The organism is Pantoea sp. ABR1s, assembly GCF_057812235.1.
The window spans coordinates 2,897,158-2,921,796 of sequence record NZ_CM173823.1; the positions used below are offsets into that span (position 1 = coordinate 2,897,158).

At 59.3% G+C, this 24,639-nt stretch carries 24 protein-coding genes; 13 read left to right on the forward strand and 11 right to left on the reverse strand.

Translation table 11 applies throughout. The annotated features are described in order from the left end of the window. Window positions 1-16: 16 nt before the first annotated feature. Genes bioD through bioB form a run of 4 tightly spaced genes read right to left on the reverse strand, consistent with a single transcriptional unit; the run spans window position 17 to window position 3,606 of the window. On the reverse strand, window positions 17-688 hold the full coding sequence (gene bioD / locus ACXKZD_RS13630) for a dethiobiotin synthase (protein WP_336998930.1): 672 nt from the start codon (window positions 686-688) through the stop codon (window positions 17-19). Then, on the reverse strand, window positions 685-1,440 hold the full coding sequence (gene bioC / locus ACXKZD_RS13635; RefSeq protein ID WP_031593835.1) for a malonyl-ACP O-methyltransferase BioC: 756 nt from the start codon (window positions 1,438-1,440) through the stop codon (window positions 685-687). The genes bioD and bioC overlap by 4 nt, the downstream gene beginning before the upstream one ends. Then, window positions 1,424-2,575: an 8-amino-7-oxononanoate synthase gene (bioF, locus tag ACXKZD_RS13640; protein ID WP_033771178.1), complete on the reverse strand. Its 1,152-nt coding sequence runs from the start codon at window positions 2,573-2,575 to the stop codon at window positions 1,424-1,426. The genes bioC and bioF overlap by 17 nt, the downstream gene beginning before the upstream one ends. Continuing rightward, complete coding sequence (gene bioB, locus ACXKZD_RS13645; RefSeq protein WP_031593833.1) at window positions 2,575-3,606, reverse strand: biotin synthase BioB; 1,032 nt, start codon at window positions 3,604-3,606, stop codon at window positions 2,575-2,577. The genes bioF and bioB overlap by 1 nt, the downstream gene beginning before the upstream one ends. A gap of 85 nt (window positions 3,607-3,691) precedes the next feature. On the opposite strand from bioB, the gene bioA reads away from it, so the two are divergent. Continuing rightward, window positions 3,692-4,996 carry an adenosylmethionine--8-amino-7-oxononanoate transaminase gene (bioA, locus tag ACXKZD_RS13650; protein ID WP_064689960.1) on the forward strand — a complete coding sequence of 435 codons (1,305 nt, stop codon included), beginning with the start codon at window positions 3,692-3,694 and terminating at the stop codon, window positions 4,994-4,996. A gap of 75 nt (window positions 4,997-5,071) precedes the next feature. Then, window positions 5,072-5,548, forward strand: coding sequence for a kinase inhibitor (locus tag ACXKZD_RS13655; protein ID WP_013357177.1), 477 nt, complete (start codon window positions 5,072-5,074; stop codon window positions 5,546-5,548). Between the two features lie 264 nt (window positions 5,549-5,812). Here the strand turns inward: ACXKZD_RS13655 and pgl are convergent, their stop codons facing one another. Further along, window positions 5,813-6,814 (reverse strand): 6-phosphogluconolactonase, encoded by a 1,002-nt coding sequence (gene pgl / locus ACXKZD_RS13660; protein ID WP_022626021.1) that lies wholly within the window; start codon window positions 6,812-6,814, stop codon window positions 5,813-5,815. Between the two features lie 155 nt (window positions 6,815-6,969). On the opposite strand from pgl, the gene ACXKZD_RS13665 reads away from it, so the two are divergent. Next, window positions 6,970-7,788: a pyridoxal phosphatase gene (locus tag ACXKZD_RS13665; RefSeq protein ID WP_010260198.1), complete on the forward strand. Its 819-nt coding sequence runs from the start codon at window positions 6,970-6,972 to the stop codon at window positions 7,786-7,788. Here the strand turns inward: ACXKZD_RS13665 and modC are convergent, their stop codons facing one another. The 4 genes from modC to ACXKZD_RS13685 all read right to left on the reverse strand — a co-directional run bounded on the left by modC (window position 7,789) and on the right by ACXKZD_RS13685 (window position 10,606). Further along, window positions 7,789-8,847 carry a molybdenum ABC transporter ATP-binding protein ModC gene (modC, locus tag ACXKZD_RS13670; RefSeq protein ID WP_488981681.1) on the reverse strand — a complete coding sequence of 353 codons (1,059 nt, stop codon included), beginning with the start codon at window positions 8,845-8,847 and terminating at the stop codon, window positions 7,789-7,791. Further along, entirely contained in the window at window positions 8,847-9,536 is a 690-nt protein-coding gene (gene modB, locus ACXKZD_RS13675; RefSeq protein ID WP_010260189.1) for a molybdate ABC transporter permease subunit, read from the reverse strand. The genes modC and modB overlap by 1 nt, the downstream gene beginning before the upstream one ends. Beyond that, window positions 9,533-10,306: a molybdate ABC transporter substrate-binding protein gene (gene modA, locus ACXKZD_RS13680; protein WP_031293050.1), complete on the reverse strand. Its 774-nt coding sequence runs from the start codon at window positions 10,304-10,306 to the stop codon at window positions 9,533-9,535. Before modA ends, modB begins: the two co-directional genes overlap by 4 nt. 144 nt (window positions 10,307-10,450) lie before the next feature. Next, window positions 10,451-10,606, reverse strand: a complete 156-nt coding sequence (locus tag ACXKZD_RS13685; protein WP_010260183.1) for an AcrZ family multidrug efflux pump-associated protein — start codon at window positions 10,604-10,606, stop codon at window positions 10,451-10,453. Window positions 10,607-10,742: 136 nt separating this feature from the next. On the opposite strand from ACXKZD_RS13685, the gene modE reads away from it, so the two are divergent. From modE to gpmA, 6 genes are all read left to right on the forward strand, one after another. Further along, window positions 10,743-11,525 (forward strand): molybdenum-dependent transcriptional regulator, encoded by a 783-nt coding sequence (gene modE / locus ACXKZD_RS13690; protein ID WP_245116813.1) that lies wholly within the window; start codon window positions 10,743-10,745, stop codon window positions 11,523-11,525. A 69-nt stretch (window positions 11,526-11,594) separates the two neighbouring features. Next, window positions 11,595-13,067, forward strand: coding sequence for a molybdate ABC transporter ATP-binding protein ModF (gene modF / locus ACXKZD_RS13695; RefSeq protein WP_488981682.1), 1,473 nt, complete (start codon window positions 11,595-11,597; stop codon window positions 13,065-13,067). A 237-nt stretch (window positions 13,068-13,304) separates the two neighbouring features. After that, window positions 13,305-14,351 (forward strand): galactose-1-phosphate uridylyltransferase, encoded by a 1,047-nt coding sequence (gene galT / locus ACXKZD_RS13700; RefSeq protein ID WP_089414463.1) that lies wholly within the window; start codon window positions 13,305-13,307, stop codon window positions 14,349-14,351. After that, complete coding sequence (gene galK, locus ACXKZD_RS13705) at window positions 14,348-15,496, forward strand: galactokinase (protein WP_010669660.1); 1,149 nt, start codon at window positions 14,348-14,350, stop codon at window positions 15,494-15,496. The genes galT and galK overlap by 4 nt, the downstream gene beginning before the upstream one ends. Then, on the forward strand, window positions 15,490-16,524 hold the full coding sequence (gene galM, locus ACXKZD_RS13710) for a galactose-1-epimerase (RefSeq protein ID WP_163640605.1): 1,035 nt from the start codon (window positions 15,490-15,492) through the stop codon (window positions 16,522-16,524). The genes galK and galM overlap by 7 nt, the downstream gene beginning before the upstream one ends. A 151-nt stretch (window positions 16,525-16,675) precedes the next feature. Continuing rightward, window positions 16,676-17,428, forward strand: coding sequence for a 2,3-diphosphoglycerate-dependent phosphoglycerate mutase (gene gpmA / locus ACXKZD_RS13715; protein ID WP_033756988.1), 753 nt, complete (start codon window positions 16,676-16,678; stop codon window positions 17,426-17,428). A gap of 73 nt (window positions 17,429-17,501) precedes the next feature. Here the strand turns inward: gpmA and aroG are convergent, their stop codons facing one another. Further along, on the reverse strand, window positions 17,502-18,554 hold the full coding sequence (gene aroG / locus ACXKZD_RS13720; protein ID WP_010669658.1) for a 3-deoxy-7-phosphoheptulonate synthase AroG: 1,053 nt from the start codon (window positions 18,552-18,554) through the stop codon (window positions 17,502-17,504). Between the two features lie 287 nt (window positions 18,555-18,841). Here aroG and ACXKZD_RS13725 point away from each other — a divergent pair, with 287 nt between their 5' ends. From ACXKZD_RS13725 to zitB, 4 genes are all read left to right on the forward strand, one after another. Beyond that, entirely contained in the window at window positions 18,842-19,210 is a 369-nt protein-coding gene (locus ACXKZD_RS13725; RefSeq protein ID WP_022626030.1) for a YbgS-like family protein, read from the forward strand. Window positions 19,211-19,308: 98 nt separating this feature from the next. After that, entirely contained in the window at window positions 19,309-19,890 is a 582-nt protein-coding gene (locus tag ACXKZD_RS13730) for a response regulator transcription factor (protein ID WP_033756983.1), read from the forward strand. 14 nt (window positions 19,891-19,904) lie between these two features. After that, window positions 19,905-22,949, forward strand: coding sequence for a hybrid sensor histidine kinase/response regulator (locus ACXKZD_RS13735; protein ID WP_488982088.1), 3,045 nt, complete (start codon window positions 19,905-19,907; stop codon window positions 22,947-22,949). Further along, on the forward strand, window positions 22,927-23,910 hold the full coding sequence (zitB, locus tag ACXKZD_RS13740; RefSeq protein WP_122889089.1) for a CDF family zinc transporter ZitB: 984 nt from the start codon (window positions 22,927-22,929) through the stop codon (window positions 23,908-23,910). The genes ACXKZD_RS13735 and zitB overlap by 23 nt, the downstream gene beginning before the upstream one ends. Here the strand turns inward: zitB and pnuC are convergent. Continuing rightward, window positions 23,904-24,626 carry a nicotinamide riboside transporter PnuC gene (gene pnuC / locus ACXKZD_RS13745; protein ID WP_033785474.1) on the reverse strand — a complete coding sequence of 241 codons (723 nt, stop codon included), beginning with the start codon at window positions 24,624-24,626 and terminating at the stop codon, window positions 23,904-23,906. The two genes, zitB and pnuC, sit on opposite strands and share 7 nt — an antisense overlap. Window positions 24,627-24,639: the final 13 nt, after the last annotated feature.

Genomic DNA, 24,639 nt, shown 5'->3' on the forward strand with positions numbered 1-24,639 from the left:
TAGCCAGGCTACGCGGTTACTCCGGCAACGTCAGGTAGTGACCACAGGACGCCTGCTGCGCCGCATCGGTGAGAAACGGGATGGTGCCCAGACAGGGCGCAGGTAACCTGTTTTTCAGGCTGGTGAGATACTCCTGATAGCGTTTACCCGGCGGTTCGACGGTGTTGGCGATCCAGCCCACCAGCGGCAGGCCGCTTGCCCGCACCGCGTCAGCGGTGAGCATGGCGTGATTGATGCAGCCGAGCTTAATCCCCACCACCAGAATCACGGGCAGCTTTTCGCTGACCACCCAGTCCGCATAAGTGTGCGTCTCCGACAACGGGGTATACCAGCCGCCCGCGCCCTCGACCAGAATCCAGTCTGCCAGCGGTTGCAGCGCCGCCAGACCCGCCGACAGCGCCAGATGGGTAATCGGCCTGCCCTCTTCGGCGCTGACGATGTGCGGCGAAGTCGGCTCAAGAAACGCCAGTGGATTGACCTGCTGATAGGTTAACGGCACGCTGCTGTAGCGCTGCAGCGCCAGCGCATCGCTGTTACGGATGCCCTCTGACGTCATCTCACAGCCTGAGGCAACCGGCTTATAGCCCGCACAGCGATAGCCCGCTGCGGCGGCCGCCTGCAGCAGCCCGCCGCTGGCCACGGTTTTACCGACCTCGGTGTCGGTGCCAGTGATAAACAGGCGTTTCATGATGCACTTACTCCATAGATTAAATGGTAACTCAGGCGATAGCCGTGCCGATCGCGCGGCCAGTGCGCCTCTAACTGGTTGAGCCGTTGTCGGGTTAATACCTGCCCGTCACGCCCCTGGTGCAGATGGGTCGCGCCAATCCCCTTCAGGGAGCGCATGGCGCTGAGCGCATCGGGAAAATGCAGGGTCACCACCTCTGAGGTACAGCGCAGGTGCTCTGCGTGGCAGGCCGCCGCAATCTGCGGCTCGCTGAGAAAGCGGTTGGCGTGAGGCAGCGCATCCAGATGGGACCAGGCTTCATGAACCTCCTGCAGCGAACCGTCGCCCAGAGTGGAAAACAGCAGCGTGCCATCGGGCCGCAGCACCCGCCGGAACTGGCTCAGCGCGCCGGGCAGATCCTCGCTCCACTGCACCGCCAGGTTGCTCCACACCAGATCAATCGTGTTATCCGCCAGCGGCAGCGCGTCGATATCACCGGCCAGATAGTGCTGCGCCGCGTCATTGTCCCGCGCCTGTTGCAGCATCTGCGGAGAGAGATCCAGAGCCGTTACCTGTTTGCCACGTTCGCGCCACAGCCTGCTGTACCAGCCGGTGCCGCAACCGGCATCCAGCAGCTGCAGACCGCTCTGTGCGGGCGCCAGTGCCAGCAGGGCATCGCCGCTGAGGCGTTGCAGCGCCGCATGGGCATCGTAATGGCTGGCCGCCCGGCCAAAGGCGCGTGCCACCGCCTGCTTGTCAACCCGCAGCGTCATGCAGCGCCTCCAGTAACCGGTCAATATCCTCGGGGCGATGAGCCGCGGTCAGAGTGATGCGCAGCCGGGCCGTCCCCGGCGGCACGGTCGGTGGCCGGATCGCGCTGACCCAGCAGCCCGCCTCAGCCAGCCGCTGGGAGAGCGCCATCGCATCGCCATTTTCGCCCACCAGGAGCGGCTGAATCGCGCTGCCGGAGTCCATCAGTTGCCACGGCAGCGAGGCCGCACCGCGCCGGAAATGCCCGATGTTCTGTTGCAGTTGCTGCCGCAGGGCATCGCCCTGCTGAACTTCACGCAGCGCCGCCTGCAGCGCGCTCGCCTGCGCCGCGGGCATCGCGGTGGAGTAGATCAGATGTCGGCTGAACTGCAGAAAATAGTCGGCGGTGGCTGCGTCGCACAGCAGCGCGGCACCGCTGACGCCAAAGGCTTTGCCAAAGGTGACCACCAGCAGTTCCGGTTTAACGCCCTGCTGCCAGCAGCTGCCGCGCCCCTGCTCACCCACTACGCCGATGCCGTGCGCATCATCCACCAGCAGCCAGCCCTCTGCCTGGCGCGTCTGTTGCGCCAGGGCGGCCAGCGGCGCACTGTCGCCATCCATGCTGAAAATACCTTCCGTCACCACCAGCGTTTCGCCCTCGCAGGGAGAGGCGAGCCGGGCTGCCAGACTCTCCGGCGCGTTGTGATGGAAACGTCGTAGCTGTGCCGGACTATGGCTGGCGGCGTCGAGCAGCGAGGCGTGGCTGAGTTTATCGGCCAGGATGCGATCGTTTTTCTCGCCCAGCAGATGAATGACCGCCTGATTGGCCGCAAAGCCAGAGATAAACAGCAGCGCACGGTCGTAGCCGAGCCAGTCGGCCAGCTGCGCCTCAAGATCGGCGTGCTGACGGTGATAACCCGTGACATGCCCTGAAGCACCGGCACCTGCGCCCGCCTGCGCCGCGCCCTGTTGCCAGCCCGCAATCACCGCCGGATGCTGGGTTAAGCCGAGATAATCATTGCTGGAGAAGTGGAGATAGCTGCGGCCGCCGCTGTGCAGCGTGCGGGTCGATTGCTGATCGATCACCCGTCGCTGCCGCCAGCCATCGGCCGCCCGGCGCTGCGTCAGCGCCTGACGGATACGTTGCTGCCAGCCCATTACAGCGCCGCGTTGTAGAACTGTTCAGTGTCGGCATGGAATAGCTGCTCGCTGAGTTGCTGCTCCTGCTGCTGATCGCCGTGCTGAGTGTGAGTATGCTCCGGGTTAAGACCCAGTTTGCGGAACAGCACACGGTCTTTATCCTCTTCCGGATTCGGCGTGGTCAGCAGTTTGCAGCCGTAGAAAATCGAGTTCGCCCCGGCCATAAAGCACATCGCCTGGGTCTGCTCACTCATCTGCTCACGGCCCGCTGAGAGGCGCACATGCGAGGTCGGCATCATGATGCGCGCCACCGCGATGGTGCGGATAAAATCGAACGGTTCCACATCATCGTTATCCGCCAGCGGCGTACCTTTAACCTTCACCAGCATGTTGATCGGTACACTCTCCGGCGGCGTTGGCAGGTTGGCTAACTGCACCAGCAGACCGGCGCGGTCGTTAACGGTTTCGCCCAGACCGACAATGCCACCCGAACAGACTTTGATGCCGGCGTCGCGCACTTTGCCCAGCGTATCCAGACGTTCCTGATAGCTGCGGGTGGTGATGATGGAGCCGTAGAATTCCGGTGAGGTGTCGAGGTTATGGTTGTAGAAATCGAGACCTGCGCCCGCCAGTCGCTGCGCCTGGTCGTCGCTGAGCGTGCCCAGCGTCATGCAGGTTTCCATTCCCATTGCCTTCACGCCTTCCACCATCTTCTCCAGATAGGGCATATCGCGCTCGTGCGGATTTTTCCACGCGGCACCCATGCAGAAACGGGTTGAACCGGCGGCTTTGGCCTGACGCGCTGAGGTCAGCACCTCTTCCACTTCCATCAGACGCTCCGACTCCAGGCCGGTCTTGTAGCGCGCGCTCTGCGGGCAGTATTTACAATCTTCCGGACAGGCACCGGTTTTAATCGACAGCAGGGTACTGACCTGCACCTGGCGCGGATCGAAGTGCTGCCGATGCACCTGCTGCGCGTTAAACATCAGTTCAAGAAAAGGTTGATCAAACAGCGCTTGCGCCTGTGCAATTGTCCAGCGTTGAGCCATTACTTACTCCAAAAAGGGTGTCATCCCGACGAAAAGCAGGGTTATACTTGTAAACTATATTTTTTTATTTTGGTTTACAACTCCGATGACTATCCCCGTTTTCTCCTCAGACGATGCCCGCTTTGACCGCCAGCATATCTGGCATCCCTACACCTCCATGCAGGATCCGCTGCCCTGCTACCCGGTGGTCGCCGCACAGGGTTTTCAGCTGAAACTGGCCGATGGCCGTGAGCTGGTGGATGGGATGTCCTCGTGGTGGGCGGCGATCCACGGTTACAACCATCCGCGCCTGAACCGGGCGCTGACAGAGCAGGTCACACAGATGTCGCACGTGATGTTTGGCGGCATTACCCATCCGGCGGCGGTGGCGCTCTGCCGTCAGCTGGTGGCGATGACGCCTGAGGCGCTGGAGTGCGTCTTCCTGGCCGATTCAGGCTCGGTGGCGGTGGAAGTGTCGATGAAGATGGCGCTGCAGTACTGGCTGGGGCGTGGCGAGACGCGTCAGCAGTTCCTGACGCTGAAACGCGGCTATCACGGCGATACCTTTGCAGCGATGTCGGTGTGCGACCCCGAGAACTCGATGCACAGCCTGTGGCGCGGCTATCTGCCCGAGCATCACTTTGCGGCGGCCCCGGCCTGCGGCTTTGATGATGAATGGCACCAGCCTGATTTCGATGATTTTGCCAGGCTGATAGAACAGCATCACCGGCAACTGGCAGCCGTCATTCTGGAGCCGATTGTGCAGGGTGCGGGCGGCATGCGTTTCTACCATCCGCGCTATCTGCAGCAGGTACGGGAAGCCTGTGATCGCTATGGCGTGCTATTGATTGCAGATGAGATCGCCACCGGGTTTGGCCGTACCGGCAAACTCTTCGCCTGCGAGCATGCGGGCATTACCCCGGATATTCTCTGCGTCGGCAAAGCGCTGACCGGTGGCATGATGACGCTGGCGGCGACTCTGACTACCCGCGAGGTCGCGGACACCATCAGTCGCAGCGCGGCGGGCTGCTTTATGCATGGCCCGACCTTTATGGGCAATCCGCTGGCCTGCGCGGTCGCGGCGGAGAGCCTGACCATGCTGGCGGAAGGTCACTGGCAGCGCCAGGTGGCGGCGATCGAACAGCAGTTACGGGCTGAGCTGCTGCCGCTGCGCAGTTCACCGCAGGTGGCCGATGTGCGCGTGCTGGGCGCGATTGGCGTAGTGGAAACCCATCAGGCGGTTAATATGGCGGCGCTGCAGCAGTTCTTTGTTGAACAGGGCGTCTGGATCCGGCCTTTTGGCCGGCTGATCTACCTGATGCCACCCTACATCATCACGCCGCAGGCGCTGAGCAGGCTGGTGCAGGCGATTGGCGGCGCGCTGGAGCATTCTCAACATTTTGCCGCCTGAAGCGGGCTGATCGCTGGCACTGACGGCGCTTTTGGTTATGATGACAGGCTATTCATCGACAATTAAGGAGATGTGATGCGCGTTTTTAGTCAGGATTTTAATGACGGCGAGAAGATGCCTGAAAAGCATGTTTTCAACGGCATGGGTTATCAGGGCGAGAACATCTCTCCCCATCTTGCCTGGGAAGCGGCACCAGAGGGTACCAAAAGTTTTGTGGTGACCTGCTACGATCCTGATGCCCCGACCGGTTCCGGCTGGTGGCACTGGGTGGTGGCGAATATTCCGGCCAGCACGACGTCACTGCCGCAGGGTGCCGGTTCCGGCAAAGCATCACTGCCAGCAGGCGCAATCCAGACCCGTACCGATTTCGGTCAGGCGGGCTACGGTGGCGCGGCGCCGCCACAGGGCGAAACCCATCGCTACATTTTCACCGTGCATGCGCTGGATGTGGAGACGATTGAAGTAGATGAAGGCGCCAGTGGCGCAATGGTCGGCTTTAATGTGCATTTCCACGCACTGGCGAGCGCCTCGCTGACCGTGAATTATCAGTAATTCAGCACGCCAGACTACTGGCAAACCCAAGGCTGGGTGACCTGGCAGCAACGTATTAGCTCAAAACGCAGGGAACGGCGTCAGAAGAGGAAAGCGTCCCACGCCATGGATGGCGGGGGCAGAGCGTGCCATGGATGGCGGTTTTTGCGTCTTTTCGATCTGACGCCGTTCCCTGTGTCTGCTCGATCTCACAGCTGGGCTGTGGCAGACTTCGTCAACTATCTCATACCTCTCCCTGACAGGAGAGGCGTTTCTCGTAGCGGGTTACGCCTGTAACTGATGAATCACAACCCACATCGGGCCCTGCCCCACCGCATAACGTCCCAGCGGCTTTAACAGCCCTTTCGGTTCGGTAATCGCATAAACTTCGATGTGATGAGATTTCTGTCCCGCCGCCACCAGATAGCGTCCGCTGTGATCGATATTAAATCCGCGCGGCTGCGTTTCCGTCGGCTGGAACCCTTCCAGGGTCAGCTCATCGCCCAGGTCGCTGACGCTGAAGACCGCCAGCGTGCTGCTGGTGCGATCGCAGGCATAGAGGAAACGGCCATCCGGCGTCAGATGAATATCGGCTGCCCAGCGCGTACCGCTGAAATCAGGCGGCATCATATCCAGCGTCTGCACGCTTTCTGCTTCGCCTTCGCCCGTATTTAATGCCCACACCTCAACCGTGCTGTCGAGCTCGTTCACGCAGTAAGCGTACTGGCCGCCCGGATGGAACTGCATATGACGCGGGCCAGCGCCTTCTACTGTCGTGACCTGAGCCTGTTTACGCGGCGTCAGCTGACCGTCTTCGCCCAGCTTAAACAGACAGATACGGTCCTGCTTCAGAGCCGGCACGTAGAGCGTCTTGTTGTCATTATCGATGTTGGCCGAGTGACAGCCATCCAGTCCGCTGATCACCTGCAGCGGGGCCTGCGGAATGCCGTCATCGCCAATCGGGCTGACGCTGACGCAGGCATCATTGTAGGAGCCGCAGAACAGGAACCTGCCCTGGCGATCGGTGGAAATGTGAGTCGGACTGCCGGGCAACGGCGCCTGACCCGCTTCGGTCAGCGTGCCATCGGCGGCAATGCGAAACGCCAGCACGCGGAAATTGGGACGCACACCGACATAGAGAAAATCGCGGTTCGGACTCACCACCATCGGCTGAACCTGGCCGGCGACATCGGTCACCTGAAGCAACGTCAGCCCGCCCTCATCATTCATCTGCCAGACGTGGATCTGCTGGCTCTCGGGACTGGCGGTGTAGACAACTTGTTTCATGCATTCTCCTTTTTTGCTGCCTGATCATGATCTGTGAATCACTGTAGCCTGTTTTATTGCCCTGCGCTGGGATCATTTGTGCCCTGTTTTTTGTCTCCAGGCCGTGGTGAGGTGTAGACTTCAGCACCTGCAAACCAGGAAAAACGAGAGGATTAATGAACTACCGTGTAATTGCCCTCGACCTCGACGGCACGCTGCTGACCCCAGCCAAAACGATTCTGCCGCAGTCAATCGAAGCGCTAAATCAGGCACGCCAGGCGGGCGTTCATGTCGCTATCGTGACCGGACGCCATCACTGCGCTATCCACCCTTTTTATCAGGCGTTACAGCTGGATACACCCGCAATCTGCTGTAATGGCACCTATTTGTATGATTACCAGGCGAAAAAGGTGCTGGCGTCCGATCCCCTCGACCCGCAGCTGGCGTTGCAGGTGATTGAGATGCTGAATCAGCAGCAGATTCACGGGTTGCTCTACGTGGATGATGCGATGCTCTATCAGACCCCGACCGGCCACGTGATGCGCACCCTGAAGTGGGCCGAATCGCTGCCCGCCCACCAGCGTCCACTGTTCCGCCAGGTGCCCGACCTGGCCCAGGCGGCACGCGACGCCGGTTCGATCTGGAAGTTTGCCCTGTCGCACAACAACATCCCGGAACTGCAGCAGTTCGCCACCAGGGTGGAAGCGGAACTGGGACTGGCCTGCGAATGGTCGTGGCACGATCAGGTGGATATCGCCAAAGGCGGCAACAGCAAAGGCAAACGACTGGCGCAGTGGGTTGAATCACTGGGGCTGAGTATGTCCGATGTGATCGCGTTCGGTGATAACTATAACGATCTCAGCATGCTGGAAACGGCCGGACTGGGCGTGGCGATGGGCAATGCCGATGAGGCGATCAAAGCGCGGGCGAAAATGGTGATCGGCACCAACCTTGAAACCGGTATTGCCGATACCCTCTATCAGTACGTGTTGTAATCAGGGCGTCACCGAGACGCTTTTGATCTGGGCATAAAGCCACTGATCCGGCCGGATGCCCAGCTCATCCCGCGCCCACGGCGTAATGCGCGCCCAGAGTTCGCTGATGCCGATGCGCAGTTTCACCTCAACCTGGTCCCCGACCTCCAGCAATTCCACCACCTGAGCCGGTAAAATGTTGCGGATCGAGCTGTGTTGCGGCGGTTGCAGCGCCAGCGAGACATCGGCCGAGGCAATGCGAATACGCAGCGGGGTTTTAACCGGCTGATTCACCCGGCTGACCCAGATGTGCTGATCGCCCAGCGACAGCGCGGTCATCGGATAGTCGGGATGCTGTTCCAGCACCTGCACCCGCAGCACGTTGGTCAGTTCACTCACCGGCAGCCAGGGCCGCATCGCGCTGCTGCTCCAGACCCGCTCCAGCGGACCAAAGGCTTTGACCTTGCCCGCATCCAGCACCAGCACGTTATCAGCCAGCTGCAGGATCTCCTCCAGACTGTGCGAAACGTAGAGCATCGGAATCTCAACCTGCTTCGCCAGCTTTTGCAGATAGGGCATCAGTTCACGTTTGCGTGGCAGATCCAGAGACGCCAGCGGCTCATCCAGCAGCAGCATATCCGGTGCGGTCAGCAGCGCACGGCCAATCGCGACCCGCTGCTTTTCCCCGCCCGACAGCGACAGCGGAAAGCGCGGCAGCAGCGCCTCCAGACCCAGCAGAGAGACCAGACTGTCGAACTGCGCTTTCATCTTAGGTGCCATACCATATTGCAGGTTGCCACGGACCCGATAGTGCGGGAACAGCCGCGCATCCTGGAACACATAACCGATACGCCGTTTTTCCGGCGGCAGCGCAATCTTCTGCTCCGCATCAAACAGCAGACGATCGTGCAGCTGGATCCGTCCTCTCTGCGGCTGAGTCAGCCCGCTGATCGCGTTGATCAGGGAGGTTTTTCCGGCGCCTGACACGCCGAAAATAGCGGTGATCCCTTTGGCCGGGATCTGCAGGTCGACCTCCAGCACGTGATCGCCCTGCTGCTGCATAATGTTGAGTGATAGCATCAGTTTCCCATCCGCTTACGGCCTGCACGTGCCAGCCATTCCGACGCCAGCAGTGACGCCAGCGCCAGCACGATCGCGATGACGCAGAGCCGTGCCGCCGCCCCTTCCGCACCCGGTGTCTCTATCAGGGTAAACATCGCCAGCGGCAGCGTGCGCGTCTCGCCGGGAATATTGGAAACAAAGGTGATGGTGGCGCCGAACTCGCCCAGCGATCGGGCAAACGCCAGCACCGTTCCAACGATCACGCCTGGCAACGTCAGCGGGAGCGTAATGGTGAAAAAGACCCGCCAGCGTCCGGCGCCCAGCGTGCGCGCCGCCTGCTCCAGCCGGCTATCCACCGCCTCCAGCGCCAGCCGGATGGCACGCACCATCAACGGAAAGGCGATCACGGCAGAGGCCAGTGCGGCACCGCGCCAGCTGAAAGCAAAGCTGAAGCCGAACCAGTCATAAAGCTTTTCGCCTATGATGCCGCGCCGCCCAAGGCTAATCAGCAGCAGATAACCCACCACCACCGGCGGCAGCACCAGCGGCAGGTGGATCAGGCTGTCGAGCAGCGCTTTACCAGGAAAACGGCAGCGCACCAGAATCCAGGCCATCAGGATGCCAAACGGCAGACTGCCTATCACGGCTATGCCAGAGACTTTAAGGCTAAGCAGTACCGCCTGCCATTCGGGATCGCTGAGTATCATTTCGTCGGTGTGAATCCGTAATGTTTAAAGATAGCCGCGGCCTGAGGCCCTTTCAGATAATCATAAAACGCTTTAACGGCAGCGTTGTCGTGATCGTTCACGATCGCCATCGGATATTCTACGGGTTTATGGCTGGTTGCCGGAAAATGCCCGACGACCTGCACTTTGTCGCTGGCGACCGCGTCGGACCCGTAGACAATGCCATAGGGCGTTTCATTACGCTCGACCAGCGCCAGCGCTGCCCGCACATTATTGGCTGGCGCTAACGAAGGCGCAACGCCTTCCCAGGCACCCAGCTTTTGCAGCGCCTCTTTGGCGTAGATGCCCGCAGGAACGTGGTCCGGATCGCCGACTGCCAGACGCTCACCGTGCAGCAAGGTTTTCCAGTCAGTCTGCGGGTCCAGCGTCACCGCTTTCGCGGCGGCACTGCGTGGCGCAATCAATACCAGATCGTTGCCCAGCAGGGTATAGCGGCTACTGGTAATCACACTTTTTTTCGCCACCGCATCATCCATCCACTGCTGATCGGCAGAGATAAAGAGATCGGCAGGAGCACCCTGCTCAATCTGGCGCGCCAGCGTTGAAGAGGAGGCAAACGAAGAGACCACCGTCACCCCCTTTTCCTGCTTGTAACGGCTGGCAATATCCTGCATCGCGTTGGTCAGTGAAGCCGCGGCAAACACAGTAATGTTGTCGGCGGCCACAGCCTGTCCGGCCAGCGAAACGGTGATCAGGGCCGCGACGCCCCAGCGATAGTGTTTAAATGACATGATTTTCTCCGGCTATTCGTTGTGTAGCGGATAATATAGCGCAATGTCAGTGAGGTTCAGTAAATTATCGGCAGGGGCAACAAAAGGTTAAATCAGAAGAGGTAAAAACGACCACGCCCGCGCAGATGGCGGGCGTGGCAGCAATTAATTGTGCGAACGGGCTGAGGATTTTTCGCGATGACCAATTTTAGAGATGACGTTAAACACTTCACCCAGGCCATAAATCATGCCCAGCATCAGCGCCATCACGACAGGCACCATCAGTATGGCAACGGCGAGGCTTTTAAGTAATTCCAGCATGGAGAGTCTCACTCTGCTAACAAAAAAGAGATTGTAACGGGTCAGCAAAATTTTGCGCAGACCTTTTCGTGCTTTTACTTTGGTCACAAAACGCCGCTATCATCGGCCTTCGCCTTAACCCTTTGCCGGAGCTGTCATGGAAGCCGAACTGTCCCTTCATATCCGTTTACAACAGAAACTGTTTGCCGATCCGCGACGTATTGAGCTGCTGAAACGCGTACAGCAGACCGGGTCGATCAGTCAGGGTGCGAAGCTGGCCGGCATCAGCTACAAAAGTGCCTGGGATGCGATTAATGAGATGAACCAGATGGCGGATGAAACGCTGGTAGAGCGGGCCACCGGCGGCAAAGGCGGCGGCGGTGCCACGCTGACCCGCTACGGTGAACGCCTGATTCAGCTGTTCCAGCTGATGGAGCAGATCCAGCAGAAAGCCTTTGATGCGCTACAGCAGGATACGTTACCGCTCGACAGTCTGCTGGCGGCCATCGCCCGCTTCTCGCTGCAGACCAGCGCCCGTAACCAGCTGTTTGGCACCGTCGTCAGTAACGATGCGCAGCAGGTGGTCCAGCATCTGCTGATTCAACTGGCCGATGGCGTCACGCAGCTTAATGTGGCGCTGACCGAGCGCAGCGCCGATCGCCTGCAACTGGCCGCCGGTAAAGAGGTGCTGGTGCTGATCAAGGCGCCGTGGATCCGCATCAGTCGTGACGCCGCACAGGATGACAATCAGCTGGCAGCGACGGTCAGTGCCATCGAACCCGGCGAGCAGATGAGTGAAGTGCTGATGAAGCTCGCCAGCGGCGAAACCCTGTGCGCGACCCTGAGCAACGATCAGCTGCAGCAACTCAGGCTGCAGCCCGGCGACGCCGTGATCGCCAGTTTCAATGCGGAACACGCCATCGTCGCCACCCTGCTCTAGCCGTTGATTTGACTTCATTACGGGCAATGGTTACAACTCAGTGACACGATGCAAAAAATGGAACAGAACATGGCTTCATTGCACATTTCGCAAGGCACGTTTCGTCTTAGCGATACCCGGATACTGAGCCTGAATCAGGTGGAACTGCAGCGCGGCGAAAGCTGGGCGTTTGTCGGTGCCAACGGCAGCGGCAAATCATCACTGGCGCGCGCACTCTCTGGAGAACTGCCGCCGCTGGCCGGTTCAGTCAGCAGCGACTTCAGACTGCCGGTCCGGCTGTCGCTGGAGCAGCTACAAACCCTGGTGGCGCAGGAGTGGCAGCGCAACAACACCGATATGCTCAGCGAAGGTGAAGAGGATACCGGGCTGACCGTGGCAGAGGTGATTCAGGCGGAGGTGCAGCAGCCCGAGCGCTGCGAGCAGCTGGCACAGCAGTTCGGCATCGAAGCGCTGCTTTCACGCCGCTTCAAATATCTCTCTACCGGCGAAACCCGCAAAACCCTGCTCTGTCAGGCATTGATGAACCAGCCAGATTTGCTGATTCTGGATGAGCCGTTTGACGGGCTGGATGTGGCGTCGCGCGCCAGCCTGACCGACACGCTGCGCGGCCTGCAGCAACCGACATTTACCCTGGTGCTGGTGCTCAATCGCTTTGACGATATTCCCGATTTCATTCAGCAGGTTGGCGTGCTGGCGGAGTGCACCCTCACCCACAGTGGGCCACGCCAGGCCATTTTAACGGAAGCGCTGGTGGCGCAGCTGGCACACAGTGAACAACTGATGGGAATGGCGTTACCTGAGGCGGATGTACCGGATCAGCTGCCATCGCTGGCGGATGATGCGCCGCGCGTTATCCTGCGCAACGGCACCGTCTCGTATAACGATAAGCCAGTAATTCAGGGGCTGAACTGGCAGGTCAACGCCGGCGAGCACTGGCAGATTACCGGCCCGAACGGCGCAGGGAAATCGACCCTGCTCAGCCTGGTGACCGGCGATCATCCTCAGGGCTACAGCAATGATTTAACCCTGTTTGGCCGCCGTCGCGGCAGTGGTGAAACCATCTGGGATATCAAGCAGCATATTGGCTATGTCAGCAGCAGCCTGCATCTCGATTACCGCGTCAGCACCAATGTGCGCACGGTGATCCTGTCGGGCTTCTTCGACTCCATTGGTCTCTATCAGGCGGCTTCTGACCGGCAAAAAGCGCTGGCACAGCAGTGGCTGGCACTGCTGGGGATGGATAACGGACAGGCCGATGCGCCGTTCCACTCGCTCTCATGGGGACAGCAGCGGCTGGTGCTGATTGCCCGCGCGCTGGTTAAGCATCCGACGCTGCTGATACTGGATGAGCCACTACAGGGGCTCGACCCGATTAACCGCCAGCTGGTGCGGCGCTTTGTCGATGTGCTGATTGGCGAGGGACGGACTCAGCTGCTGTTTGTTTCGCATCACGCGGAAGATGCGCCCGCCTGCATCACACATCGCCTGAGCTTTATCGCCCATGACGGCGGCTATCACTATCAGCAGGAAACCCTGCACTAAGGCTCTTGTAACGCGTCACCCCACGCCGCTGCTGCGGCGTTTTAAAGCACCCTTGTGTAAGCGCTACCATTCCACATCACCTTTCACGCCATATATCCGCACACAATGCCACGAAATAAGAATATTCAGCTTGTGTAAACGATACCATTTATCCAGACTTGATCACGCTTTCGGGCGCGCTGATGTGCTACTTTTTACCGATGCCTCTTTGGCTTTTGACGCTTACCAGGATCTAACATGGAAAAATTCAACCCGGTCGATCACCCGCATCGCCGTTACAATCCACTGATTGATCAATGGATTTTAGTTTCACCTCATCGGGCCAAACGTCCGTGGCAAGGCGCGCAGGAAACCCCGGCGGTCAATACGTTACCGGCGCACGATCCGGACTGCTTCCTGTGTGCCGGAAACACCCGCATCACCGGCGACAAAAACCCGGACTATGCGGGCACCTACGTCTTTACCAATGACTTTGCTGCGCTGATGACCGACACGCCAGACGCGCCTGAGAGCGACGATATCCTGATGCGTTGTGAAAGCGCACGCGGCACCAGTCGGGTCATCTGCTTCTCGCCCGATCACAGCAAAACCCTGCCGGAGATGTCGCTGAACGCGCTGGAAGAGGTGGTGCGTACCTGGCAGGCAGAGACCGCCGATCTGGGTCAGCACTATCCCTGGGTGCAGGTGTTTGAGAACAAAGGCGCGGCGATGGGCTGCTCCAACCCGCATCCCCATGGTCAGATCTGGGCCAACAGCTTCCTGCCGAATGAAGCGCAGCGTGAAGATGATCATCAGCGCGACTATTTCGCTAAACATGGCTCGCCGATGCTGGTCGATTATCTGGCTCGCGAACAGCAGGATGGCAGCCGCACCGTGGTGGAAACCGATCACTGGCTGGCGGTGGTGCCGTGGTGGGCCGCCTGGCCGTTTGAAACCCTGCTGCTGCCGAAAGCGCACGTCAAACGAATTACCGACCTCAATGAGGCGCAGCGTACCGACCTGGCGCTGGCGCTGAAGCTGCTGACCAGCCGCTACGACAACCTGTTCCAGTGCTCATTCCCCTACTCCATGGGCTGGCACGGCGCGCCGTTTAACGACGAAGCCAACGATCACTGGCAGTTGCATGCTCACTTCTATCCGCCGCTGCTGCGCTCAGCAACGGTGCGTAAATTTATGGTTGGCTATGAAATGCTGGCCGAAACCCAACGCGATTTAACGGCGGAACAGGCGGCGGAACGTCTGCGTTCTGTCAGCGACGTTCACTTCCGTGAGGCACAACAATGAGCTTAAAAACCATCACGCAGCAGCTTTTCTCTGACACCTTCGGTTACGCCGCTACGCATACCATTCAGGCACCGGGCCGCGTTAACCTGATTGGCGAGCATACCGACTATAACGACGGCTTCGTGCTGCCGTGCGCCATCGATTACCAGACGGTGATTGCCTGTGCCCGCCGTGACGATCGCCAGATTCGGGTGGTCGCTGCGGATTATGAAAATGCGCAGGACACATTCTCGCTGGATGAAGAGATCGTCAGCCTGCAGGAACCGATGTGGGCCAACTATGTGCGCGGCGTGGTGAAACATCTGCAGCAGCGTCATGCCGATTTCGGCGGTATCGATATGGTGATCAGCGGCAACGTGCCTCAGGGCGCGGGCCTCAGCTCATCTGCGTCGCTGGAAGTGGCGGTCGGCACCGTGGTGCAGCAGCTCTATAATCTGCCGCTGGATGGCGCCGCCATTGCCGTGAATGGTCAGGAAGCGGAAAACCAGTTCGTCGGCTGTAACTGCGGCATCATGGACCAGTTGATCTCCGCGCTGGGCCGGAAAGATCACGCCATGCTGCTCGACTGCCGCACGCTGGGCACGCGTCCGGTGTCGATGCCGGAAGATATCGCGGTGGTGATCATCAACTCCAACTTCCGTCGTACCCTGGTTGGCAGCGAATACAACACGCGTCGTGAGCAGTGTGAAGCGGGCGCGCGTTTCTTCAATAAGAAGGCACTGCGTGACGTTGAACTGGCCGAGTTTGAAGCGGCACAGGCGCAGCTCGACCCGCAGGTGGCAAAACGCGTGCGTCACGTTCTGACCGAGAACGCCCGCACCCTGGAAGCAGCCGATGCGCTGACGCAGGGCGACCTGACCCGTATGGGCCAGCTGATGGCCGAATCTCACGCCTCGATGCGTGACGACTTCGAGATCACCGTGCCACCGATCGATACCCTGGTAGAGATCGTGAAAGCGCAGATCGGTGAGCGCGGCGGCGTGCGTATGACCGGCGGCGGCTTTGGTGGTTGTATCGTCGCGCTGATGCCACTGGATCTGGTCGATCAGGTCAAAGCCGCCGTAGCGGAGCAGTATGAAGCAGCAACCGGCATCAAAGAGACCTTCTACGTCTGCAAAGCCTCTGAAGGAGCTGGCCAATGCTGAACGACGTCAACTCCCATGCGCCCGACGGTCAGCCGTGGCGCATAACGGTGCTGCGCAATGCCAACGGCATGCTGGCCACCTTTATGGACTGGGGCGCAACCTGGCTCTCCGCCCGCGTGCCGATGCAGGATGGCACGGTGCGTGAAGCGCTGCTCGGCTGCGCCACGCCCTCTGACTATCTCCATCAGGATGCCTATCTGGGCGCGACGGTCGGCCGCTACGCTAACCGCATCGCCGGGGCAAAACTGAATAAACTGAACCGCCAGCTGGTGCCGAACCAGGGCGGACATCAGCTGCATGGCGGACCGGAAGGCTTTGATAAGCGCCGCTGGCAGATTGTCAGCCAGTCTGACAGCGAGGTGCACTACCGCATTGATTCGCCCGATGGCGATCAGGGCTATCCCGGCAATCTGATTGCCGATCTGCGCTATCAGCTGGATGACCAGAACTGCCTGAGCATTAGCTATGAAGCGCGCTGCGATCAGCCCTGCCCGGTCAATCTGACTAACCACGCCTACTTTAACCTTGATGCGCATCATGGCGACGCCCGCCAGCATCGCTTACAACTGCACGCCGACCATTATCTGCCGGTCGACAGCGAAGGCATCCCGAATGCGCCGCTGAAAGAGGTTGCCGGAACCAGTTTTGATTTCCGCGAGGCCAAAGTCGTGGCACAGGAGTTTCTGGCAGACGACGACCAGCGAGCGGTGAAGGGCTATGACCATGCGTTTCTGCTCAACAGCGCAGGCGACGACACTCAGCCTGCGGCAGAACTCTGGTCGGAAGATGGCAGACTGCAGCTCAGCGTGACCACTTCGGCACCGGCGTTGCAGTTCTACTCCGGCAACTACCTGGCGGGCACCCGTGCCCGTGAGCAGGCGAGCTATACTGCATTTCAGGGTATTGCGCTGGAGAGCGAATTTTTACCGGATTCGCCTAATCATGATGAATGGCCTCAGCCTGATTGCTGGCTGCAGCCGGGAGATCGCTGGGAATCCGTGACGCGTTATCGCTTCACGCCACGCTGAGCCTCCGGCTGAAAAACGCGCAGTGCGTCACACACAGGCTTACGCGCTGCCCGCTTTTCCGTTATGGTATGGCGCAATCAGCTCGCGTGTCAGGCGGGCAGCAGCAGGTTTCCAATCTCACAGAAACATCACAGTATTAAGGAGTTAAGCTATGGCTGTAACTAAGCTGGTTCTGGTGCGACACGGCGAAAGCCAGTGGAACAACGAAAACCGCTTTACCGGTTGGTATGATGTTGACCTTTCTGAGAAAGGTCGTGGCGAAGCCAAATCAGCAGGTCAGCTGCTGAAAAAAGAGGGCTTTGTTTTCGATTTCGCTTACACCTCAGTACTGAAGCGTGCAATTCACACGCTGTGGAATGTGCTGGATGAGCTGGATCAGGCCTGGCTGCCGGTTGAGAAAACCTGGCGTCTGAACGAGCGTCACTACGGTGCGCTGCAGGGTCTGGATAAAGCGGAAACCGCTGCCAAATATGGTGATGAGCAGGTTAAGCAGTGGCGTCGCGGCTTTGCCGTTACTCCGCCAGAGCTGGATCGTTCAGATGAGCGCTTCCCGGGCCATGATCCGCGTTACGCGAAACTGACCCCAGAGCAGCTGCCAACCACCGAAAGCCTGGCGCTGACTATTGACCGCGTTATCCCTTACTGGAACGAAACCATTCTGCCGCGCATCAAAAGCGGTGAGAAAGTGATCATTGCCGCACACGGCAACTCACTGCGTGCGCTGGTGAAATATCTGGATAACCTGAGCGAAGATGAAATCCTCGAACTGAACATCCCTACCGGCGTACCGCTGGTTTATGAGTTCGATGAAAACTTCAAACCGCTGAAACGCTACTACCTGGGCGACCAGGACGAGATTGCCGCGAAAGCCGCAGCCGTTGCGAATCAGGGTAAAGCGAAGTAATTTCTCGCTGAAATGCAAAAAGGCCAGACGAAAGTCTGGCCTTTTTTTATTTATGACAAAGTCTCGCCAGCAATCAACCGCGGCGCTGTTTAACCGCTGCCGCCAGCTGACGCAGCACCTTGTCGGTATCTTCCCAGCCGATACAGGCGTCGGTGACGCTTTTGCCATAGACCAGCGGCTCGCCGCTCTCCAGACTCTGGTTGCCTTCCACCAGATGACTCTCGATCATCACACCGACAATCGCCTGCTCACCATTAATCAGCTGCTGTGAGACATCGTCTGCCACAACCATCTGACGCTGGAACTGCTTGCTGCTGTTGGCGTGGCTGAAATCGATCATCACCTGCTGTGGCAGACCCGCTTTTGCCAGGCCCTCTTTGACCTCTGCAACATGCTGCGCACTGTAGTTCGGCTCTTTGCCGCCGCGCAGAATGATATGGCAGTCACCATTGCCGCTGGTTTCCACAATGGCGGAGTGACCATACTTCGTCACAGACAGGAAACAGTGCGGCGATCCCGCCGCGTTAATGGCATCGATCGCCACCTTAATGGTGCCATCGGTGCCGTTTTTGAAGCCGACCGGACAGGAGAGACCGGACGCCAGCTCACGGTGTACCTGAGATTCCGTGGTGCGCGCGCCAATCGCGCCCCAGCTCATCAGGTCAGCCACATATTGCGGGGTAATCATATCCAGAAACTCGCCCGCCGCCGGTAAGCCGCTGTCGTTAATATCCAGCAGCAGTTTACGCGCCAGACGCAGACCGTCATTGAGCTGGTAGCTGTTATCCATGTAGGGATCGTTGATCAGCCCTTTCCAGCCCACCGTGGTGCGCGGCTTTTCAAAATAGACCCGCATCACCACTTCCAGCTCGCCTTTCAGCTCATCACGCAGCGCCAGCAGGCGGTCGGCATACTCTTTTGCCGCTTCAGTGTCATGAATTGAGCAGGGGCCGATCACCACCAGCAGGCGATCGTCCTTGCCCTGCAGGATCTGATGAATCGCCTGACGGGCCTGTGAAACGGTCTGTGCAGCACGATCGGTCGCCGGGAATTTTTCGAGCAGCGCAACCGGAGGTAACAGCTCTTTAATCTCTTTGATGCGTAAGTCATCGTTCTGGTAATTCATACTGATTCCATATTATTTCTGGCCCGGCGCCCGCCGGACACAACCTGCCCAATGTAGCCCGAAGCGCCTGGGGTGTAAATTCCCGCTGCGGGTTAAATGTGCGGGTGATATTTGCATTAATCAGGTTAGCGACTAGACTTTTTAATGGTAAGCACTGAGGAACGTCCCGCTTACCAAATTAAATCACCCTGTTTAAGCCAACCGGCGAATTATATTTCGTCAGGGATTTTCTTACCCGAAATTGCACCTCTGGGCTTAAAGCATCTTCATTTATTAACGGGAGCATAATGATGAAAAAGTTTGCCTTACTCTTTTTGACAGCAGCAATGACACTGAGCAGCGGTGCGGTACTGGCTGCAGACAGCAGCAGCAATAACGGTACATCGAATCAGGCAGCCAGTGCAGGTGCAGCAGCGGGCGGAGCGAAAGAGAATCTGCCGCCAAATAATGTCGATAACAGCAAAATTAATAACACTGGCAACGATACCAATCCTGCAACGTCCGGCAGCACCACCAGCCATGGTAATATGTCTGCTAACGAAATGGACCAGAACGCCCAGTGTAAAGATGGTAAATGTCCGAACATCAATAAAAAAGTTCAGACTAAAGTGGGCGGCGGTGACGTAGATACCAAAACCGACGGCACCACCCAGTAATTCTGTTTAGCCAGGAGAGCTGACGCTCTCCTGGTTTTTCTCCCCTCTGTCCCACTCTTCCGCTATGCTAATCCTGTGAATTTTACAGGAAATCCTTCATGGCCGTTTTGCTTCTGATTGACGATCATCCGCTGGTTGAAGTGGCACTTGAAGCCGCTCTGAGCCAGTCGCCTATTCCGGTTCAGCTCCTCTCTGCCAGCAGTGAAAAAGCCGCCCGTCCCCTGCTTCAGCAGCCACTGGACATCATCGTGCTGGATATTGGCCTGCCGGATAGCGATGGGCTGGAGTTCCTGCGTCGCCTGAAGATCCATCGGCCCGACTGTCCGGTATTGATCTACTCTGCTCAGCAGACCCGCCACTATGTGCGTCGTGCCCAGGCGCTGGGTGCCGCCGGTTATGTGGTGAAGAGCCAGCGCATGGCGCAGCTGCTTAGCGCTATCCTGGCGGTGCTGGGCGGTCAGACGGCGTTTCCGGTGATGGATGATGAGCCGGAACTCCCGCTGACCCAGAAAGAGCGTCAGATTCTGGCGCTGCTGGCCAGCGGCCTGTCCAATCTGCAAATCGCCGCCCAGTTGCACATCAGTAACAAAACGGTCAGCACCCATAAAAAGAACATTCTGGAAAAAACCGGCGCTCGTTCGGTGGTGGAACTGGCTGACCTGTGGAAGGCGCAGCAGTGAGAACTCTCCTGCTGATGCTGCTGTTGCTATGCGGCTCCGTTCTGGCTGAGGTGCGTCCGGTGAGCAGCATCAATCTGCCGATGATGCTGCCGGTGACACACGCGGAAACCATGCAGGGCAAAATTCTGCGTGTTGGCCTGCTGGAAGAGAACCACGCCCCCTGGGCGATGCGCATCGGCAACGACCTGTATGGCATCAATGCTGACTATCTTTCCGCACTGCGCCAGCTGACTGGCGCGCAGTTCAGCCTCAACCTCTACAGCGATCAGCCGCATCTGATGCAGGCGCTGAACAGCGGCCAGATCGATTTTGCGCTTGGCATGTGGATTTCTCCCCTGCCAGCCGGCGCGCTGAGCAGCGATAACTGGTACAGCAGCCCGCTTCGGGTCTACCGCAATCAGCAAAACCAGCGTGCCGTGATGTTTAACAGCCAGAATGCCCAACTGGCGATCAGCGAAAGCACGCTGGCACAACTGCCGCCTGCGCTGGCGGCCCGCCACAGCTGGCGACACTACAGCAGTGATCTGCAGGCGCTCTATACCCTGCTGAATCAGCAGAATGATTATGTGGTGGCGGATGAGACCAGCGCCGGTTTTCTGCTGAGCCAGCTGCAACAAGGCCAGATTTATCAGATCGCCTCACACATCGAGGCCGGACAGCTCAACCTGCGCGCGGTCTCCCGCGATCCGGAGCTTATCAGCTGGATTAATCAGAGCCTGCGTCAGTTGCCAGCAGAACTGATGAACACGCTGCAGGCGCGCTGGAGCAGTACCCTGCCGCGCTATCAGGATACGCAGACCCTGATGCTCAGCCCCACTGAACGCGCCTGGATTGCCGATCATCCGCGTATTACTTACACCGCCGAACCGGACAACTATCCCTGGAGTTATCGCGATGCCAGCGGGACCGCCAGAGGCTATGGCGTGGATTTGCTGAAAGCGATAGCTCAGAGCACCGGCCTGCAGTTTGAACCGGTGTGGGTCAGCAATCCGCGTCAGGCGAACACGCTGATAGGCCAGCAGCAGGCGATGCTGCAGCTGATGCAGCCGCTGAACGGCGATGCGATGCAGAGCACCTCGCTGCCGGTGTGGCGCGCGCTGTGGGGCATCTACACCCTCCAGCCCGATACGCTGGCGCACTGGCGCGACCTGCGCGGCAAGCGGGTCGGCGTGTTACAGGATGACCTGGCGCTGCGTCTGCTGCCTGCGGATCTGCAGCCGCTGCAGTTTGCCGATCGTAATAGCCTCTATGACGCGCTGGCAAAAGGGCAGATCGATGCGCTGGTCGATAACGTGCTCTCCGCCCGCTGGCGTATCGCCAGCCGCGATGATGCGCGCATCCACCTCGCCTTTGCCGCCAGCGACATCGCCTGGCCGATCGCGCTGGGTGTGACACCTGACCAGCCGGTGCTGCGCACCCTGCTGGATCGCGCGCTGCAGCAGATCCCGGCTGACACACAGAGTCAGATGCGCGACAGCTGGTCAACCCCGCCACAGCCCGGCAGCGTGATGGTGATGCGTTCGCTGCCGATGATGGTGCTGGCGGTGGCAGGTGCGGCCATTGCGCTGCTGCTGCTGCTGCTGGCGCGCCGCTACTGGCAACAGCGTCGGGAGCGTCAGCAGCGTGAACAGGCTGAGCACGCCAATGCGATGAAGAGCCAGTTCCTGGCGACCGTCAGCCATGAGCTGCGCACGCCGATGCAGGCGATCCTCGGACTGCTGGAGCTGGAGAAGCAGCAGCACAGCAGCCAGAACCTGACGCTGCTGCACAGCAGTGCGCAATCGCTGCTGACGTTGCTGAATGATCTGCAGGATCATGCGCGCATCGAGAGCAACAGTTTTACCCTGGCGCCCCGTCCGCTGGCGCTGGCGCAGTGGCTCAATCAGCAGCAGCACTTTTATCATCCGTTAATGCGCGAAGACGGCCCGCATCTGATCGTCGAGGCGCTGACGCCGCTGCCTGATGCCGTGATGATCGATGCCGATCGCCTGCAGCAGGTGGTCAACAACCTGATGACCAATGCGCTGAAATTTACCCGCCACGGCGCGATTCGCCTGACGCTGGCCGCACAGCAACAACAGCTGATTCTGACGGTGAGCGACAGCGGCAGCGGCATTCCGCCAGAGGAGCAGCAGAAGCTGTTCGATCCCTGGTATCAGGCGCCGTCCGGTAAATCGGTTTCGGTGCAGGGCAGCGGCCTGGGGCTGTTTATCTGCCGGGAAATGGTGCAGCGGATGGGCGGCGACATCCGGCTCGCCTCTGAACCCGGTCACGGCACCCAGGTCACCGTGACGCTGCCACTGGAGGTCTGCGCACCAGCAAACCACGTGGATGAAACCGCCCTTCCCGACCTTCCACCGCTGCGGGTGGCGATTGTCGATGACCATCCGACCAATCTGCTGGTGATGCAGCAGCAGCTGTCGCGTTTTGCGATTCAGGCTGACATCTTTGAGCAGGGACGCGCGCTGCTGCAGGCCGATGCGCAACAGCCTTATGACCTGCTGTTTATCGACCAGATGATGCCGCGGCCTGACGGCACACTGCTGTTGCGGATATTGCGGCGGCGTGACCGTCAGCGGAAGCGTCAGGCGATGCGGGTGCTCTGCTCCGCGGATGCCCAGCTGCTGTCGCGACCGCTGGAGGCGCGGGAGCGGGTAGTGATCAAACCGGTGCAGTTAGCCGATCTCAGCGCGCTGCTGGCAGAGTGGCAGGAAGATCCGCTGGCGGCACTGGATGATAATCTATGGCAACTGGCGCAGCAGAATGAGAAATTCCTCCGCCGTCTGAGCCAGACGCTGCACAGCACGGTGACACAGGATCTGGCCGTGATGCGCGAAGCACGCGAGCGCGAGGAGTGGATGCCGTTCGCCGAAGCGGCGCACCGGATGAAAGGAAGCTGGTTACTGGTGGGACTGGATCACGGCGCACAGCTCAGCCAGCAACTGGCGGAGCAGGCAAAACAGCATCAGGACACGTCTGAGACGTGGCAATTACTGATATTATTAGCAAACAGGTTACTGAAAAAACTGGAATCTTATGGCACATACCCACACTCATAGCGGGCAGGATAGTAATCGCACGCGTCTGGCGGCCGCCTTCGGGGTGACCGTTGTCTTTATGGTGGCTGAAGTGATTGGCGGCTGGCTCTCGGGTTCACTGGCGTTGCTGGCGGACGCCGGGCATATGCTGACCGATGCCGCCGCGCTGCTGATGGCCCTGCTGGCGGTGCAGTTCTCGCGCCGTAAACCCAATGCACGCCACACCTTCGGCCTGCTGCGTCTGACCACGCTGGCCGCATTTGTTAACGCCATTGCGCTGCTGGGCATTACCGCACTGATCGTCTGGGAGGCGGTGCGCCGCTTTGCCGACCCGCAACCGGTGACCGGCGGCCTGATGCTGGGGATTGCTATTGGCGGCCTGCTGGCCAATATTCTGTCGTTCTGGCTGCTGCATCACGGCAGCGAAGAGAAGAATCTCAACGTGCGGGCCGCGGCGCTGCATGTGATGGGCGACCTGCTTGGCTCGGTGGGTGCGATTGTCGCGGCGGTGATTATTATGCTGACCGGCTGGACCCCAATCGACCCGATTCTGTCGTTACTGGTGTCACTGCTGGTGCTGCGCAGCGCCTGGGCGCTGCTGCGTGAGAGTCTGCAGGAGTTACTGGAAGGGGCGCCGCGATCGCTGGATGTGAACCGGCTGATACGGGATCTCACCCTGAACATCGCAGAGGTGCGCAATGTTCACCATGTGCATCTGTGGCAGGTGGGCGAAAAGCCGCTGCTGACGCTGCATGCGCAGGTGATCCCGCCTTACGATCACGATGCGCTGCTGCATCGTATCCACGACTATCTGCGCCAGCACTATCAGATTGCGCATGCGACCGTGCAGATGGAGTATCAGCCCTGTGCCGGTGCCGAGTGTGAACTCGGCTTAAGCGGTGCTGCCGCCACCGGCCATGACCATAGCCATTCACACGACCATAAGCATGCTCACGCTAAAGGCGAAGTGCACACTCACTGAGCCGACAGCGCGCGGGAACCCTGTTGCCGCGCGCTGCGGATCCACATGCGTGAGCCGTTCAGCGCAATCAGCGTCAGAATCACATACTCCAGCGACATCGCATAGACGCCCTGACGGGCAAAAATCATCACGCTAATCACGTTGATGATGACCCACAGCAGCCAGTTCTCAACATATTTGCGCGTCATCAGCACCATCGCCGCAATCGACAACACCATCATGCAGGAGTCCCAGAACGGGAACGCATCCGGCTGCAGCGCGGGCATCGCCACCGACAGGCCAACGCCGTTCATCAGCGTGACGGCCGCACGGGTTAACAGCGCAAACACCGGATCGATATAGAGGGTCATCAGCGCAATCGCAATCACACAGCCCGCCGTCCAGGCCAGCGCCTTAGGCAGCGGCAGCCAGCGGATTTTCAGCGCCGCCTGATGATCGGAGGTTTGCCGACTCCAGGCGTACCAGCCGTAGATATTGGCGGCAAAAAAGAAGAGCTGCAGCAGCAGGCTGGCGTAGAGCTGGATCTGAAAGAAAATCACCGCAAACAGCGTGACGTTAATCAGGCCAAAGGGATAGTTGATGATTTTTTCCAGGCTGGCAAACCAGATGCAGAGTAAGCCCGCCAGCGTGCCGATAGCCTCAATCCATGAGAGATCGTAGCCTCCGGCACCCAGAGGAATGTGAACCAGAATATTGTGTGTGCTGAAGAAGTCCATGCTGAGCACCTGT

What these genes read in the sequence shown, in the direction of transcription:
- ACXKZD_RS13730 (WP_033756983.1), top strand. Translation starts at nt 19,309, where the DNA reads ATGGCCGTTTTGCTTCTGATTGACGATCATCCGCTGGTTGAAGTGGCA.
- pgl (WP_022626021.1), bottom strand. Translation starts at nt 6,814, where the DNA reads ATGAAACAAGTTGTCTACACCGCCAGTCCCGAGAGCCAGCAGATCCAC.
- modA (WP_031293050.1), bottom strand. Translation starts at nt 10,306, where the DNA reads ATGTCATTTAAACACTATCGCTGGGGCGTCGCGGCCCTGATCACCGTT.
- modB (WP_010260189.1), bottom strand. Translation starts at nt 9,536, where the DNA reads ATGATACTCAGCGATCCCGAATGGCAGGCGGTACTGCTTAGCCTTAAA.
- galT (WP_089414463.1), top strand. Translation starts at nt 13,305, where the DNA reads ATGGAAAAATTCAACCCGGTCGATCACCCGCATCGCCGTTACAATCCA.
- ACXKZD_RS13685 (WP_010260183.1), bottom strand. Translation starts at nt 10,606, where the DNA reads ATGCTGGAATTACTTAAAAGCCTCGCCGTTGCCATACTGATGGTGCCT.
- aroG (WP_010669658.1), bottom strand. Translation starts at nt 18,554, where the DNA reads ATGAATTACCAGAACGATGACTTACGCATCAAAGAGATTAAAGAGCTG.
- modF (WP_488981682.1), top strand. Translation starts at nt 11,595, where the DNA reads ATGGCTTCATTGCACATTTCGCAAGGCACGTTTCGTCTTAGCGATACC.
- bioF (WP_033771178.1), bottom strand. Translation starts at nt 2,575, where the DNA reads ATGGGCTGGCAGCAACGTATCCGTCAGGCGCTGACGCAGCGCCGGGCG.
- ACXKZD_RS13725 (WP_022626030.1), top strand. Translation starts at nt 18,842, where the DNA reads ATGATGAAAAAGTTTGCCTTACTCTTTTTGACAGCAGCAATGACACTG.
- ACXKZD_RS13655 (WP_013357177.1), top strand. Translation starts at nt 5,072, where the DNA reads ATGCGCGTTTTTAGTCAGGATTTTAATGACGGCGAGAAGATGCCTGAA.
- bioB (WP_031593833.1), bottom strand. Translation starts at nt 3,606, where the DNA reads ATGGCTCAACGCTGGACAATTGCACAGGCGCAAGCGCTGTTTGATCAA.
- ACXKZD_RS13735 (WP_488982088.1), top strand. Translation starts at nt 19,905, where the DNA reads ATGCTGCTGTTGCTATGCGGCTCCGTTCTGGCTGAGGTGCGTCCGGTG.
- pnuC (WP_033785474.1), bottom strand. Translation starts at nt 24,626, where the DNA reads ATGGACTTCTTCAGCACACACAATATTCTGGTTCACATTCCTCTGGGT.
- ACXKZD_RS13665 (WP_010260198.1), top strand. Translation starts at nt 6,970, where the DNA reads ATGAACTACCGTGTAATTGCCCTCGACCTCGACGGCACGCTGCTGACC.
- gpmA (WP_033756988.1), top strand. Translation starts at nt 16,676, where the DNA reads ATGGCTGTAACTAAGCTGGTTCTGGTGCGACACGGCGAAAGCCAGTGG.
- galM (WP_163640605.1), top strand. Translation starts at nt 15,490, where the DNA reads ATGCTGAACGACGTCAACTCCCATGCGCCCGACGGTCAGCCGTGGCGC.
- modC (WP_488981681.1), bottom strand. Translation starts at nt 8,847, where the DNA reads ATGCTATCACTCAACATTATGCAGCAGCAGGGCGATCACGTGCTGGAG.
- bioD (WP_336998930.1), bottom strand. Translation starts at nt 688, where the DNA reads ATGAAACGCCTGTTTATCACTGGCACCGACACCGAGGTCGGTAAAACC.
- modE (WP_245116813.1), top strand. Translation starts at nt 10,743, where the DNA reads ATGGAAGCCGAACTGTCCCTTCATATCCGTTTACAACAGAAACTGTTT.
- bioA (WP_064689960.1), top strand. Translation starts at nt 3,692, where the DNA reads ATGACTATCCCCGTTTTCTCCTCAGACGATGCCCGCTTTGACCGCCAG.
- bioC (WP_031593835.1), bottom strand. Translation starts at nt 1,440, where the DNA reads ATGACGCTGCGGGTTGACAAGCAGGCGGTGGCACGCGCCTTTGGCCGG.
- galK (WP_010669660.1), top strand. Translation starts at nt 14,348, where the DNA reads ATGAGCTTAAAAACCATCACGCAGCAGCTTTTCTCTGACACCTTCGGT.
- zitB (WP_122889089.1), top strand. Translation starts at nt 22,927, where the DNA reads ATGGCACATACCCACACTCATAGCGGGCAGGATAGTAATCGCACGCGT.